Source organism: uncultured Sphingobacterium sp., from assembly GCF_964277905.1.
Taxonomy (GTDB): Bacteria; Bacteroidota; Bacteroidia; order Sphingobacteriales; family Sphingobacteriaceae; genus Sphingobacterium; species Sphingobacterium siyangense.
This window is the reverse complement of record NZ_CAXYKD010000035.1, coordinates 32,357-45,976: the sequence shown is the minus strand read 5'-3', so window position 1 is coordinate 45,976 and position 13,620 is coordinate 32,357. Positions and strand designations below refer to the sequence as shown.

Sequence of the window (13,620 nt, the reverse complement as noted above, 5' to 3'; positions counted from 1 at the left end):
ATATTTTGATATCGTTGAACATCTTGATTCGAAATCCGATGGCCATAAATCATTTATATGTTAAGCTGAGAAGGTTCAATTCGATTTTTGCCTCGAAATTGGATGGTCTCAAAGCCAGAAATCTCCAATCATCCAAAGATTACATATATTCGCACCATAATTGAATTATATGATGATCAAACAATTGCTTTTTGCTCCGTTATTATTTACTTATGTGAATACTTTCGCACAAAGTATCCAAGCGACAAAAATAGATAGCCTTCTAAATACTTTGCATCATAAAGAAATGTTCAATGGGAATGTTTTGGTGGCTAAAGGCCGAAAAATCATCTATAGAGGAAGCCGTGGCATAGCTAATGTGGCGACAGGGGCAAGTCTTAATCCAGAGACTATATTTGAGCTTGCTTCTGTGTCAAAGGCTTTTACGGCAATAGCAGTAGTATTGCTGGAGAAGCGCGGAAAGCTCGCCTATGATGACTTGATGTCCAAGTATATTCCCGAACTAAGCGATTATGGTAACATCAACATTAAGCACCTACTTCAGCATACCAGCGGTCTTCCCGATTATATGGATCTGTTTATTGAGAAATGGGACAAGAGTCATTTTGTCACAAATGAAACCATTGTAACCGAGTTTGTAAAACATAAACCAGTAGTTCATTTCCAACCAGGTGAGCGATTCGAATACAGTAATACAGGGTATGCGCTATTGGCGCTCATAATTGAGCGAATAGCAAAGGAAAGTTTCGGTACCTTTTTAAAGAATAATATATTCGATCCCCTAGATATGTCGAATACCTCCGTGTATCGAAGTCGATATGCGCCACGTGTACTAAAAAATTACGCTGTAGGGTATTTGACAGATAGTTTGGATAACAAAGTTGCTGCTGATAGCCTCGGAAAGGATCACTATTATTATTATCTGGATGGTGTGGTAGGAGATGGTATGGTCAATTCCACCTTAGACGATTTGTTCAAATGGGATAGAGCATTGTATACAGAGCAATTGGTCAATTCAGCGGATAAAGCGTTAATCTTTCAATCAGGAGTGACGGCAACCGGAGAGAAGACAGACTATGGCTTTGGATGGGAGATCGGAGAATCTACGAAATATGGGCGTCTGATCTATCATTCAGGAGGCTGGGCAGGCTATAATACCTATATTGGCCGACACATCGATCATGATGTGACAATAATTGTTTTACAGAATAATTCGACTTTCCTTACCTATACGCCGAAGAGTGAAATTAGAAAGATCATTTACGATGAGCCATTGCATGATCCCCTCTTGAAATCATTCAAGCTGACAGATGATATGTTAACGCAATATATAGGCAACTATTTTGAACCGAACATTCCTTTAAACCTAAATTTCTTTAAAAAGGGCGATATACTGATGCTCCAAGCCGATGGACAACATGCGTTGCCTCTGGATGCTTATGAAGGTCATACTTTTAGATATGATCCAGCAAATATCCAGCTGACTTTCAACTTGAAGGCTGGAACAATAAATTATAAACAGGGCAAATCCAACTTTCAATTTATGAAAAAGAAGCGATAATGGAGTAAACTTTTTACGACAACGACAAAAGACAATTCAACGGCCGGACTGACAATTGACCCAAACATTAAGACTGAAGTAGAGAAGAAAAATATCACTCTAACCGAATTTGGTGCGAGACAGGAAAAGATTTCAATTTACAATAACCGTGTGTTGCTAAAATGGAGTACATCGGTTTATTCGCACATAGTAGTAAAGTAAGAACCGTATTAGACCATCTGTAAAGTAAGAACCGTATTAGACCATCTGTAAAGTTTTTCAGGACGAGAAAATATGACAACAGAAAAATAGAACTTTACAAAAAATAGTAACTTAGCATATGAAAACAGTCAATGAACTATTATTGAAATACAATTGTCCAAAACGTCCTCAAAAAGCCAAAACAAAAATTGAACAAATACAAAGAATTTTGAACTTCAATCTTCCTAACGATTACTTGTTTTTTTTACAGAATTACTCGGGTTTTGAAAAGTTTATAGGATCAGAGTTCGTGAGACTTTGGGACATTGACGAATTAATTGGAGCGAATACCGACTATCAAATTTTTGAGAACCTTCCAAAGACTTTGGCAATTGGCGGAAATGGAAGTAGTGAATTTATTGCAATTGAACAGACAGTTGACAATTCAATTAGGGTAGTACTTACGCCTTTTATTGATTTAGACAAACAATATCATATTGAAATTGGAATCTCTTTTACGGACTTTTTACAACAATTAGACAACGGACAAGAATGGTTCAAATGAAACTTATTACGTGAAGAGCGTCAGAGACCCTAATCGTATTGGCAATAGTGGGGCTGATATAGGAGCGAGCTATGTCGATTTCTTTGGCGGTCGCTCTACCGGCTATGAGAAGAAGATGCAGGAAATGTACAATCGTGTCATAGAAACTCCCAAGTAACACGTCCAGACAATTTGTGCGATGATATTATCGGGCTATGATAGGCTTAATACATCCGATTACATATAAAAGATGAGAAACCCTCAATATCTTTACTGAATATAATATTACTAATAATATTAGTAGTATTAGTAATATTCTGAAATGAAACCGCTAGATATCTTTTGCCGAAATCGGGTAATGTACGCTCAAATTACCGTGCATGATAAAAGCACGGGCATGAAAGATTATCATCTTTACAACAAATATGGTCTTGCTTTTTATGTTTTCAGGAAATCTCAGGGAGTGTGGCAATTGGCCAATTACCACCTTGAAGACAATGGCTTATTGACCGATGATCAAGTGCAAAAGTATATCGCCATGATCCAACGCGGGGAATTAAAGTGGATAAAGGACGATATTCGATGAAAAAGGATAGCAAGTTCGAATGTGACGTGTGTGGTCAAACCGACGAACTTGCTATTATCCTTGATGAGTTGGGCTATGAGGAATAAAAGAAACTTGAGTTTGGGAGGATCGAATCCTGTTTGGTTTTAAAAAAATTATTTCTAGCTATTGAGCACGGAGTACTAGCTGTCAAAAAGATTTCTGTTACCGGATTTTTGACTATAGATGATCTAAGTAGTAAAAAAAAATTAAATTGACGGATCAGGTGTGGATGATCTTTAAAAGCTACACATTCAAAAAATAAATAAGATCAACCTCCTCACTTGGAACTAGTGAGTGGATTGATCCCTATTATTTACTGATGTTTTCGACTTGCTTTTTCAACTTCCTTTCTTAACTTTTTCTGATCTTCTCTTCGGCCGGTTTCATTTATATAAGCAGGTTGCCTTGGTAATTTTATGTCCAGATAGTAATCATTAAAGTATGCATCTATTCTAACCTCATCAATTGTCAAATTCGATCCAAATTTTTCTATAATTACTTTTCCCCAAAATCCATCTGCCGATATTTGTTTTGAAAATTCACCCTTTTCGTCTGTGGTAAGCGAAGCTATGGTGTCCCTACCATTTTTAAGAAAAAAGACTCTCGCGTAAGGCACTATTTCATTGTTATAGCATAATCTTACTTTTCCATGTATTAATGGGGCTACCTCGCTTTCCGTATATCCTTTACCCAGCTGATTAAAACTACTGCAATTGTTTCGATCAATTTCAGCAAAGTCGTCAAGATTCTTTTTCGTTGCACAACTTGCCAATGTCCAAAATAAAAGAATGCTGGCAAGCCATGCGAACTCCTTTTTGAGTAACTCCTTTGTCTTTTCTAGTATCATATTGTTCAGCCCATTATTCTATCTATAATTCGAGATTTATCTATAGTTGAAAGGCTTCTAAGATGAGATGTAAAATTATGACCTTATGATACAGTTTACACCCTTTGAATAAACCTTTTAAAATAAATGATAATCGGATAATAAAGCAGTAAATAGTACACTATTTATATCCATCTGCCATCATAACTTTTTCCTCCTTAATGTTGTTTAGGAAATCTGTATATTTTATTGGTAATTTTTTTCGGTGGAAATAAAAATAGAAATCAAATGACCCTCCAATAATTCCTTTTTCTGCGGTATAAATGAACCTGTCAATACCTCGTTCCAATTCGTAATTATGACGGTGCTGGAACCAGTCTGTAAATGTCCAAAACTGATATCCAGTTTCACCCGTTTTTAAGTCGATCTTTTTTGACAAATATTCTCTCCGATCTCTGATCCGGTCAAAAGATTCAAGTCTTTCAGGAGATTCACCTATCCCATAAACAGGGAAATTACTGTAGGGATATCTGTCCTTATATATCTTTTCCACCTGTTTTACTGAAATACTTTTTAAATGCGTGTTTATGGTACCAAACGGGTTGGTAAATATGTCCGGACGATTCCTTATTGCATAGAACTGTAATAGACAAATTGCTGGTGTATATAATTTACTATTTCTTTTCACAATAATTTTATAGTCGTTTAGAAATTTAGTTTTGCTACCATATTTATCAAAAAATAGGGAGTAGGTATGTGACTCAAATAATTTATTTAAAGCGCCAAAATCTATTAAAGACTTTTGAATGGAATCCAATACTATTTCTTTCCAGCTTTCTTTACCTTGCATATCAGGAAGAGCCGAAAATAGGATCAGATTTTGATCATAATCTTTTTTAACCACTTTCTTATCTAGTGCATATCCATCATATAAGATATTAAAGCATTCGACCTTTGCCTCGATACCATATAGCTCCTTGGCAGACATCGAGACCTGATGGACTTGATAGTTCACTGACGTATCCTCTAGTATAAAATATTTTGCCTGTGCCCGACTTTTACCCAAACATACTATTATAAGTATGATAAGAAGTAGAAGCTTATGGGCATTTTGTTCCTGTGGTTCCTTGTTTATTCGCATAATTTACGGATAATTCAACTGAATTTAAATTCTGGATAACTCCGCCTTTTGCAAGGGCCATAGCATCATAGTCACTTAAATTCGGATTAAAACTTTTAATAGACATTTTTAGATCTTCAAGTAATTTTTTTAATTCTTTCTCCGTTTTAAACTTTCCGAACCATACATGTATTTTTTCATCCTGAGATGTAATTTAAGAATCTGAATTAGCAATGATAAAGATAAAGCATTTTTGTATAGAAATTTTTCCCTTAATTACCTGAGAAACATCCTTGGGTATATTGGCTACGGTTTCCCGTAACCTACCATTATTCCAGACCAATACCTTAACCTTACAGTTTGTAATAATATTGAAAGTTAATAGCTGTAAACATATTAATTCAGCATAAATAAGGTATATTAGGCTTGGGTATTAACCTTGCCCGATTGGAAAAGTATAATGCCATGATAGAATGCCGTACCTTGTTTAAATATCTACTGTTAGTCTTTCGAATATTTTGGCATAGGCCAATTATATTCCAATCCTTCCAATGATATTGTTTTAAGTGTTTTCTGGTCTACTTTAAATTTTCTTTGAATCTCGGCCTTGAACTTTTTTGCCAGTTGATGCTGATAAGTATCATTCTTCTCTGCGTTACTAAAGCTCGTCAATGGATACTTTCTTTCGGCCTCTTGCATCGACTTGTCCTCTGCCTGGATAATCTCCTTAAATATCTCTTTTCGAATTTCAAGTGTAAGTGATTTGCGATAAGATGGTGCATTTTCTGGAGGAGGAATTTTAAAATGCTGTGCAGCTACGGTAGGTTCATCATCATTTTTAGCCTTTGAAAGCCTTGCGACCCATTGTCCCGTACCACTTTGACTGTGCTCTTCCGTTTGAAATAGAAATAGACTGAATGCATTCGGGCTTGCATCACTATTCTTTATAGAATCATAAAGATGGAGTAGGAGCTGTTTATTGTTTTCATCATTTAATCCATCGTCACCCTTTAATACGATGTTGGCTCTATATAAGGAAGAATTGCCGAATCAACAGGTAAACCAGACAGACGCCAAAGAGACAACAAAGAAACTCCAGGCAATACTCCTTTCTTTACTTCCTCCAAAAAGACAACAAGGGAAGAAGTAGTAACTTTTCATAATGGAGGTGCTTTTTAAACACCTCCTTTGTTATGGTTATGATCTATGGTCAATGCTTCATTTTTCATAGCAGATTTTAACGATTTAAAGGACCAAAAAATATTGATCGGTCTTTTAAAAATGCTGTAACCGAAATCAAGGCCAATGGAACTTAGATGCTGTAGACGAGATCATAAAGCAATTGCACAACAATAAATCGCTATACCGCAATTAGGACTATAAAAATGTTTTCCAAGAAATGAAAAACTATTATCTCAAATAATACGGGAGCTTTCAAAAAAATCAATCCATTGAAATATAAGCTTTAGAAAAATGGGAAGTCTTCCTTTTCTGTAAAATGTATTTAACAATCGTGGATTTGTATACAACAAGAGATTAAGGTATTCCCAACTTTGTAGTATCAAACTTTAAATGTTGAGAAGATGAAAAAAGTAATTCTTATAACAGGTGCAAGTTCGGGAATGGGTAAAGAATCTGCAAAGGCGCTTATCGAGCAAGGACATATCGTTTATACTGTTGCTCGCCGCATTGAGAATATGCAGGACCTGAAAATGCTGGGTGGACATCCAATACAAATGGACATAACAACGGAAAGTGATATAGACAGGGTCGTCGATATCATAATTTCGGAACAAGGAAAAATTGATGTATTATGGAATAATGCAGGATTTGGACTTTATGGTTCTGTTGAGGATGTTCCCTTAGATGAAGCGAGAAAACAGATGGAGGTAAACGTTTTTGGAATGGCTGCAATGACACAAAAAATAGCACCTTATATGCGTAAAGCAAAATCCGGAACAATTATCAATACCTCCTCGATGGGCGGAAAAATGTATTTTCCAATGGGAGCATGGTATCACGCCAGTAAACACGCAGTAGAAGGTCTGAGTGACTGTTTGCGATTGGAATTAAAACCGTTTAATGTGAAAGTGGTCGTGCTGGAGCCAGGCTTTATAGCAACTGAATTTGGTTCAGTGCTCTTAGATCAGTTTGATCAATTACCAAAAGACAGTGCCTACAAAAGCATGATGGATAAGATCAGAAAAGGAACGGTTGATGCTGCAAAAGGAAACGGCTCCTCTTCACCAAAAGTCATCGCCGATGCGGTTTTAAAAATCGTCAATTCTAATAAACCCAAAACGCGATACAAAGTTGGTAAGTTTTCAGTCATGATGCCCTGGATGCGTATCTATTTAGGAGACAAATTATTTGACAGTATCGTCATGAGCCAAATGAAATAAATCCTTTTTATTAATCATAACCAAAATACTGTAAAATGAATACAATTAAACTCTTATTCCTGTTGATGATGGGAATATTTGGCAATGCTTATGCGCAAACTGAAAATGAAATTATAGGTGCATGGGAATCAGACAAGAAAGACGTTATTATTGAAATTTATCGCAGTAGCGATAGCTACCAAGGTAAGTATATCTGGGGAAAACAAATTGTGGAAAGCGATGGAAAGACCTCCAAAAAAGACGTAAAAAATCCCGACAAAAACCTTCGGACGAGAAATATTGTGGGTATTACAAGTTTAACTTCTTTAAGGTGGAATGGTAAAGAGTATACGGACGGAAAAATTTATAATGCGCCAAGCGGAGATACCTATAGTTGCAAGGTGTGGATTAAAAATAATAAATTATATTTACGTGGATACTTAGGGCTTTCTTTATTAGGGCAAACAGCAAGTTTTCACCGACATAAATAGAAATGTAATGAACCTACTAGACTATACATTTGATTGGATTAAAGGAGAGTTGTTTGAAGCAAAGTTTATTGTCATCTTTGGATTGGCAACAATGATTGCTGGATTTTTATTCTGGAGGTTTGGGACGACACCGAATGCGAAAGCTCTATTTTTCCCCTTACTGATAGTTGGCCTTATTTATTCGGCAATTGGTGGCGGAATGTTATTTTCCAACCCTAAGCGTATGGTAGAGCTGCCTCAGAAATTTGAACAAGATAAGCAAGCATTTGCAAAAGCAGAGAAAAAACGAGTAGACGATTTTCAGTACGGATACAAAGTTTCAAAGATTGTCGCGACCCTATTTTTTACACTGACTATAATTATATTTTGGATTACCAAGAATCCAACATGGATGGGAGTCGGAATTGCATTGAGCTATTTTGCTTTGGCAGGATTGGTTGTTGATTACTTTTCTCAGGAAAGGGCCGACATTTACTATAATGCTATTATCAAAACTTTAAACAGTAAATAGAAATGAAGCCTGTAATCAATATAAAAACTATCTCTGACATCAATAAGTTTGTACAGCATAAAACCAAACATCCATTGGTTACGATAATTGACTTCAGCAAAATGGATGAAGTGATGGAAGATGGAATACGGATCAGCTGTGATTTTTACTCTGTGATGTTTAAAAATTATTGTGCCAACAACATGCGATATGGAAGGCAGTCGTACGATTTTCAGGAAGGAAGTTTGGTCTGTATCGCTCCCAAACAGGTAGTCACCATGGACAATGAGATAGAAAAAAAGGAAGACATGATGGGCTGGGGATTATTTTTCCATCCTGATCTCTTGCTTGGGACATCTTTAGGTTCAAAGATGAAAGAGTACACCTTCTTTTCTTACGAAACGTCAGAGGCATTGCATCTTTCGGATAAGGAAAAAGAAACATTATATGACTGCATTGAAAAAATTGAGACAGAACTGCAGGAGAATATTGATCATTATAGTCAGACTCTGATCGTTTCAAATATCGAACTATTGCTCAATTATTGCCAGCGCTATTATGGAAGGCAATTTATAACCAGAAAAGGTTCGAACAGAACTATTGTTGAAAAAGTAGCGGATGTATTGACGAATTATTTTAATTCGAATGAACTCAATAAAAACGGGTTGCCTTCAGTTACTTATCTTGCTGAAAAAGTTAATCTCTCGCCCAATTACCTGAGCGATTTACTAAAAAAGGAAACAGGCATGAATGCTAAAGACACGATCCATTATTACCTAATCGAAGAAGCTAAACGTATTCTTTTAGGGACTAATAAAAGCATAAGTGAGATAGCTTATGAATTGGGGTTTGAATATCCTCAGTACTTCAGTAAACTATTTAAACAAAAAACAGGAAACACACCACAGGAGTTTCGAAATTTAAAATAGTAACTCAAGCGGGTTTCGTCGTTTTGAACGCTTCAAAGAGAAATCTACTAGAGGCCTTATCCGCTCAAATTACCGTGCATGATAAAAGCATGGTCTGCTGCAGATTTATTCAAATTACAGAAATTTATAATTAAATTAGTTACTAAACTTATTTACAAGATAGCTTAATTATATGGACAATAACTGAACACAGCAAGTTTTATTTTGACATTTGATTGGGCAGTCCGCTTTGGTTTTTAGTAACCTCTATTCTTGATAAAATTATTGAACCCGAAAGAATAAATACACTTCCCAAAATCAATAAATTAGCATCACAAAGACCGTTTTGTTTATCAATTATAGTAATTTCATGATTCAATTTGATTGAATCATCTTTTTTAAAACTAATTGCTATAATTATTATACCGGCAAATATGAAAAGACATGATAGAACAGATTTGATTTTAAAAAGCATAGTTTTTTATTTTAGGTTGTAAACTTAATAAAAATAGTAATTCCAGAAAGCGTAACGAAATAAAATTTATCTTAACCAAATATCGGGTAGGCCTCTCATGCCGCTAATTCTTTCTCTTATCATACACTCAGGTTCGGTGGGATATACCGGTAAATCTTTGTTATGATAGTTAAAGCACGCTAACTAATACTCGGGGGGGAAATATTCCAACGTTTATAGTGAAACGTATATCGTCTTTAGTGCTATAATAACTTTTTTGAATATTTATGATGTGACCGATTTTCTCAAGCGGCAAATAAAAATTGTTAGCCTTCTTTTTAAAACAAAGCGGTTTTAAGATTTCAATAAAGTTTTCTTTTATCATTCTGTCAAATTTTTCTTGAGTTTCTGTTTTCATAAATGACTGTGGTACTATATTATACTGATCCTGTTTCAGACTATAATTGTTATTTTACTCAAAGGTGTATTCCCAATAATGTTCTGTCTTGTCATTACAGAGAAAACCCTCGAACAAATCGTTAGCGATAAGCTTATCCATTTTTTTTATGATCTGTAGCAATGAGAAAGAAGAAGCTATCCCATTCAATGGTAAACAGAATCTCTTTATCGGCCGAATATAGGTAATAATCTTTATGCATATGATGAGAATAGCCCTAATAGTCATAGATCCTGTTTGCCCAATCAATTACACATGCTTCTGTCGACATAAGTCTTTTTGCCATTGGAGTTGATATAATAACAACCTCCACGAGGGCCACGGATATAATTTCTGGAAGAAGAACTTCTTTTAGAAGTATTTGTTTTTTGGGGCGAAGGGGAGGAGCTGGTACTTTTAAATTGATTAATATTTGATGAGGTAGATCTTTCTTTTACATATTCCCAAGTTCCGTCGCTTTTCAATAAAACTGTTCTCCCATCTGTAGTAGTGGCAAATTTGTTTTGAGCAATCGCTAACGTCGATGCCAAAAATAAAAATATAATAAATAGTAAATATTTCTTCATGTTGGTACAGTAAATCGAGCTAGATTCCTGAGTGGTATTGAGTTGAACTAATTCCTGTTCGAAATACTCTAAAGCATAGAATTTAATTTATCATTGTCCCACTCAATGAAGAAATTGCTACCATTAATTTCAACTTTCATCAAAAATGAGTTAATTTCTAATCTAAACGGAATATTACAGTAACCACTATACTCACTGTTTGGGAATATTGTGTTCATCTTTACATAGCCATTTTTGTATTTATAGAACCTGTTATGGACGTAGAACTGGTCCCAGCGTACATATTATTTCCGAAAAATCCATAATTAAGGGAGCGCCCATTTGCAGTTACATATGTGTTCGAGTTGGAAGATATAAAAGAATAACCAGCTGCAACAGCTGCAAGCCCCTCAGATAGCCCATTCCAAAACATCTCACTCTTTTGGATTTTCTTGACCATAGATAGGTATTTTTTATAGTCAAAAATTGGAGCAGTGAAGAATTTGGATTTCACTTCATATTGAGCATATATTTTGGATGGATCTAGCAATATATCTCTCTTGTTGTAATTTTGAACAAAAATCTGTGGCTGAAAAAATTTCCCATAGTTTTCTTCAATGGCCAATTTAATCGCGATAATCATTCCTTTATATGCGTACCGTAATACGGGGGAGCCTTCGTTGTAGAAGATGTAAAATTCTCTCGAAGGTGTGTTACTAATGTAGTCGTATGTCTTTTCCCAGGATATTTTGTTCGAGCACTTAAATCTTGAAAAGATAAGGCGAGCACGATGAGTGTGCATATAGCAATTACTTTTTTCATGTATTTAATGGTTTCAAAATGAATACTAGTTATTAAGACAATAAAAATACATGATTACTCAATTAATAGCACTTTTCTGTCCTTTTCTCTTCCCCAGGAGACCTGCCACATTCTACCGTCTATTTGATCGAGAAGAATAAAATTAAAAATATTAGTAGTTGGATAAAGAAAAAATCTACCATTTTTTTCTTTATCCTTACTTGTTAATTGTGTGTCTGATAAAGTTAGAATACTATTTTTATTTACCTTATCCCATTCAATCTGCCACATTTGTCCATTTCTTGTATTCAATTTAATAAATGTAAACATATTTTGTGTAGGGAAAAGTTTGTATATCACTGTGGTATCTGTAGAGTTAGTTTGAATAGGTACGATAGATGTATTTTGAGCGTAAGATTTTGCTGCAAACACTAATAAGAATAGTATGATTAATTTTGATTGCATTATGTTATTTATTTTAAGATTGAGTTATTAGCTTATAATTTGAGCAGTTGCTCTTGTATATTCTTTTTATTTAAAACAAGATTTTCAAAAATTAGTTTTCTTTCACGTATACCTAAATCAACGATGGGGACACCGCAATCGGTGGTGTATCCTGACAATAAGCGGATAATAAGGTGCAAATATTTAAAAGTATTAATAAGTGTTTCATAATCAAATTGTTCAGTGAGAGTAAAGTAATTTTAATGATCATTACCTTAATAGATCCACATCGGCTCTGTTTGACCAGCTCGTTCAAAGCCGTTCTTTTTATAAAAGTTGATAGCATTTCCATCAGCCGTAAGCATCTGCATGTGAAAACCCTTATAAATCTCTTGCATTTTATCCATAATCAAACGCCCAACACCTTTGCCTTGATAAGAGGGTAGCACCAGTAGATGCGGATAATAAACCACAAGATACCCATCGGAAATAGCATTTCCTAGACCTACCAATGTCGTACTACCCCATGCCGTAACTAAGGAATGCGAATTTAAGAGTGCTTTGATCAGTAGTTCTGGTTTATCGGCCGCACTCCATTTATTGGCTTCATAAAGTTTTAGTATGTCGTTTGCGTTTAAATCTCTATTGACACTTAGCTGTATGCTCATCTATTATTCTGTAGTTTTCGTTGGTATTTTTAAGCAAATACTCTTCACTAGTAAATATGCGAATATGTGAAAGTCGACGATTACAAACCGTAAAAAACAAATTAGATTTTATTCCTTGTCAAATTTTCCAATATATTTCATACCGAGCATATCGGCAATTTTTTCACCATGTATTTCAATTGTGCCTTTTACAACAAGTTCAAGTACGGAATGGGCTGTGATCATTCTCAGCTCTTCAGCTTTGAGAATCATCTTTTCGGCAATGTTGTAATCTTCTATTTGGAGAATCAGTATCTCGTCAAGTTTTTCGCTTTTTGAAGTATGGTAATAATTCAGTTTTATAATATCCTTTTTATTTAGTGCCGCTTGTTGGAGAATATTCTTTTTATCGATTTTATTGTCTCCTATCCATAAATAATGAACCTCATAATCTGATAAAGACTGGTCAGAAAACTGAGCCAATTTCCCAATGTACTTTATCGTTTCAGAACGTGAAGCATCTTTTTCATCTAGGTCATTGTCTTCAAAAGCTACAACAGCGTTAAAACCAATGAAACTATGTCCTCTTAATAATGTTTCTAACTCATTTTTATCTACACCAATATCATTTGCAATGGTTTTGATATCTAGAGAGTCCTTATAATATTTCATTATCATGAGATCTTCATCATAGTTATCCAAATGAACTTCCTTGCAAAAATCACAGCGTAACTCCGTATTTGGTTCTTTATCGTCCTCTTCGTTTCCGGTTGGCGGTTCGTTGTCGTAAACAGACCATGCTTCCAGATAGTCCTTTTGATCCAGATATTTTTTTAATTCTTTCTCCGTTTTAAACTTTCCGAGCCATACATGTATTTTTTTCATCCTGTGAGGTAATTTAAGAATCTGAATTAGCAATGGTAAAGATAAAGCATTTTTGTATAGGAATTTTTCCCTTAATTACCTGAGAAACATCCTTGGGTATATTTGGCTTCGGTTTCCCGTAACCAATTCTTCTCAACCTCATACCTTAGCCTTATAGTTTTTAATAATCTTGAAAGTTAATAGCTGTAGACATATTAATTCAGCATACCACGACCAATTCCAACCTTCTAATAGCAGTCCATGTTGTCATCGACACTAATATCTTTAATGATATGCGAA

Annotated in this window: 18 protein-coding genes; 9 read left to right on the top strand and 9 right to left on the bottom strand. The window is 35.0% G+C overall.

What is annotated here, in order from left to right; all coding sequences use genetic code 11:
* Nucleotides 1–169 precede the first annotated feature (169 nt).
* The 4 genes from ACHWSC_RS15865 (at nucleotide 170) to ACHWSC_RS15850 (ending at nucleotide 2,871) form a co-directional block, all read left to right on the top strand.
* A complete protein-coding gene (locus ACHWSC_RS15865; RefSeq protein WP_394677387.1) occupies nucleotides 170–1,561 on the top strand; it encodes a serine hydrolase domain-containing protein in 1,392 nt (463 codons plus the stop codon).
* A 319-nt stretch (nucleotides 1,562–1,880) separates the two neighbouring features.
* A complete protein-coding gene (locus ACHWSC_RS15860) occupies nucleotides 1,881–2,306 on the top strand; it encodes an SMI1/KNR4 family protein (RefSeq protein WP_394677386.1) in 426 nt (141 codons plus the stop codon).
* Nucleotides 2,307–2,316: 10 nt separating this feature from the next.
* Nucleotides 2,317–2,463 (top strand): hypothetical protein, encoded by a 147-nt coding sequence (locus tag ACHWSC_RS15855; RefSeq protein WP_394677385.1) that lies wholly within the window; start codon nucleotides 2,317–2,319, stop codon nucleotides 2,461–2,463.
* Between the two features lie 219 nt (nucleotides 2,464–2,682).
* Complete coding sequence (locus ACHWSC_RS15850) at nucleotides 2,683–2,871, top strand: hypothetical protein (RefSeq protein ID WP_394677384.1); 189 nt, start codon at nucleotides 2,683–2,685, stop codon at nucleotides 2,869–2,871.
* A 334-nt stretch (nucleotides 2,872–3,205) separates the two neighbouring features.
* On the opposite strand, the gene ACHWSC_RS15845 is transcribed toward ACHWSC_RS15850, so the two are convergent.
* From ACHWSC_RS15845 to ACHWSC_RS15835, 3 genes are all read right to left on the bottom strand, one after another.
* Nucleotides 3,206–3,739 carry a hypothetical protein gene (locus ACHWSC_RS15845; protein WP_394677383.1) on the bottom strand — a complete coding sequence of 178 codons (534 nt, stop codon included), beginning with the start codon at nucleotides 3,737–3,739 and terminating at the stop codon, nucleotides 3,206–3,208.
* Between the two features lie 160 nt (nucleotides 3,740–3,899).
* Complete coding sequence (locus ACHWSC_RS15840; RefSeq protein WP_394677382.1) at nucleotides 3,900–4,859, bottom strand: hypothetical protein; 960 nt, start codon at nucleotides 4,857–4,859, stop codon at nucleotides 3,900–3,902.
* 480 nt (nucleotides 4,860–5,339) lie between these two features.
* Nucleotides 5,340–5,537, bottom strand: coding sequence for a hypothetical protein (locus ACHWSC_RS15835; RefSeq protein ID WP_394677381.1), 198 nt, complete (start codon nucleotides 5,535–5,537; stop codon nucleotides 5,340–5,342).
* Nucleotides 5,538–5,856: 319 nt separating this feature from the next.
* Between ACHWSC_RS15835 and ACHWSC_RS15830 the strand changes: the two genes are divergently transcribed.
* The 5 genes from ACHWSC_RS15830 (at nucleotide 5,857) to ACHWSC_RS15810 (ending at nucleotide 9,129) form a co-directional block, all read left to right on the top strand.
* On the top strand, nucleotides 5,857–5,988 hold the full coding sequence (locus ACHWSC_RS15830) for a hypothetical protein (RefSeq protein WP_394677380.1): 132 nt from the start codon (nucleotides 5,857–5,859) through the stop codon (nucleotides 5,986–5,988).
* Between the two features lie 433 nt (nucleotides 5,989–6,421).
* Nucleotides 6,422–7,240, top strand: a complete 819-nt coding sequence (locus ACHWSC_RS15825) for an oxidoreductase (protein WP_394677379.1) — start codon at nucleotides 6,422–6,424, stop codon at nucleotides 7,238–7,240.
* 35 nt (nucleotides 7,241–7,275) lie between these two features.
* Nucleotides 7,276–7,710, top strand: a complete 435-nt coding sequence (locus tag ACHWSC_RS15820) for a DUF2147 domain-containing protein (protein ID WP_394677378.1) — start codon at nucleotides 7,276–7,278, stop codon at nucleotides 7,708–7,710.
* A gap of 7 nt (nucleotides 7,711–7,717) precedes the next feature.
* A complete protein-coding gene (locus tag ACHWSC_RS15815) occupies nucleotides 7,718–8,221 on the top strand; it encodes a hypothetical protein (RefSeq protein WP_394677377.1) in 504 nt (167 codons plus the stop codon).
* 2 nt (nucleotides 8,222–8,223) lie between these two features.
* Nucleotides 8,224–9,129 (top strand): helix-turn-helix domain-containing protein, encoded by a 906-nt coding sequence (locus ACHWSC_RS15810; protein ID WP_394677376.1) that lies wholly within the window; start codon nucleotides 8,224–8,226, stop codon nucleotides 9,127–9,129.
* Nucleotides 9,130–9,752: 623 nt separating this feature from the next.
* Here ACHWSC_RS15810 and ACHWSC_RS15805 read toward each other — a convergent pair.
* The 6 genes from ACHWSC_RS15805 to ACHWSC_RS15780 all read right to left on the bottom strand — a co-directional run bounded on the left by ACHWSC_RS15805 (nucleotide 9,753) and on the right by ACHWSC_RS15780 (nucleotide 13,341).
* Nucleotides 9,753–9,980 (bottom strand): DUF4304 domain-containing protein, encoded by a 228-nt coding sequence (locus tag ACHWSC_RS15805; RefSeq protein WP_394677375.1) that lies wholly within the window; start codon nucleotides 9,978–9,980, stop codon nucleotides 9,753–9,755.
* Between the two features lie 284 nt (nucleotides 9,981–10,264).
* On the bottom strand, nucleotides 10,265–10,585 hold the full coding sequence (locus tag ACHWSC_RS15800; protein WP_394677374.1) for a DUF3157 family protein: 321 nt from the start codon (nucleotides 10,583–10,585) through the stop codon (nucleotides 10,265–10,267).
* 220 nt (nucleotides 10,586–10,805) lie between these two features.
* Nucleotides 10,806–11,366: a hypothetical protein gene (locus ACHWSC_RS15795; RefSeq protein WP_394677373.1), complete on the bottom strand. Its 561-nt coding sequence runs from the start codon at nucleotides 11,364–11,366 to the stop codon at nucleotides 10,806–10,808.
* 74 nt (nucleotides 11,367–11,440) lie between these two features.
* Nucleotides 11,441–11,830 carry a hypothetical protein gene (locus ACHWSC_RS15790; RefSeq protein WP_394677372.1) on the bottom strand — a complete coding sequence of 130 codons (390 nt, stop codon included), beginning with the start codon at nucleotides 11,828–11,830 and terminating at the stop codon, nucleotides 11,441–11,443.
* Nucleotides 11,831–12,084: 254 nt separating this feature from the next.
* Nucleotides 12,085–12,477 carry a GNAT family N-acetyltransferase gene (locus tag ACHWSC_RS15785; RefSeq protein ID WP_394677371.1) on the bottom strand — a complete coding sequence of 131 codons (393 nt, stop codon included), beginning with the start codon at nucleotides 12,475–12,477 and terminating at the stop codon, nucleotides 12,085–12,087.
* A gap of 108 nt (nucleotides 12,478–12,585) precedes the next feature.
* Complete coding sequence (locus ACHWSC_RS15780; RefSeq protein ID WP_394677370.1) at nucleotides 12,586–13,341, bottom strand: immunity 22 family protein; 756 nt, start codon at nucleotides 13,339–13,341, stop codon at nucleotides 12,586–12,588.
* Nucleotides 13,342–13,620 lie beyond the last annotated feature (279 nt).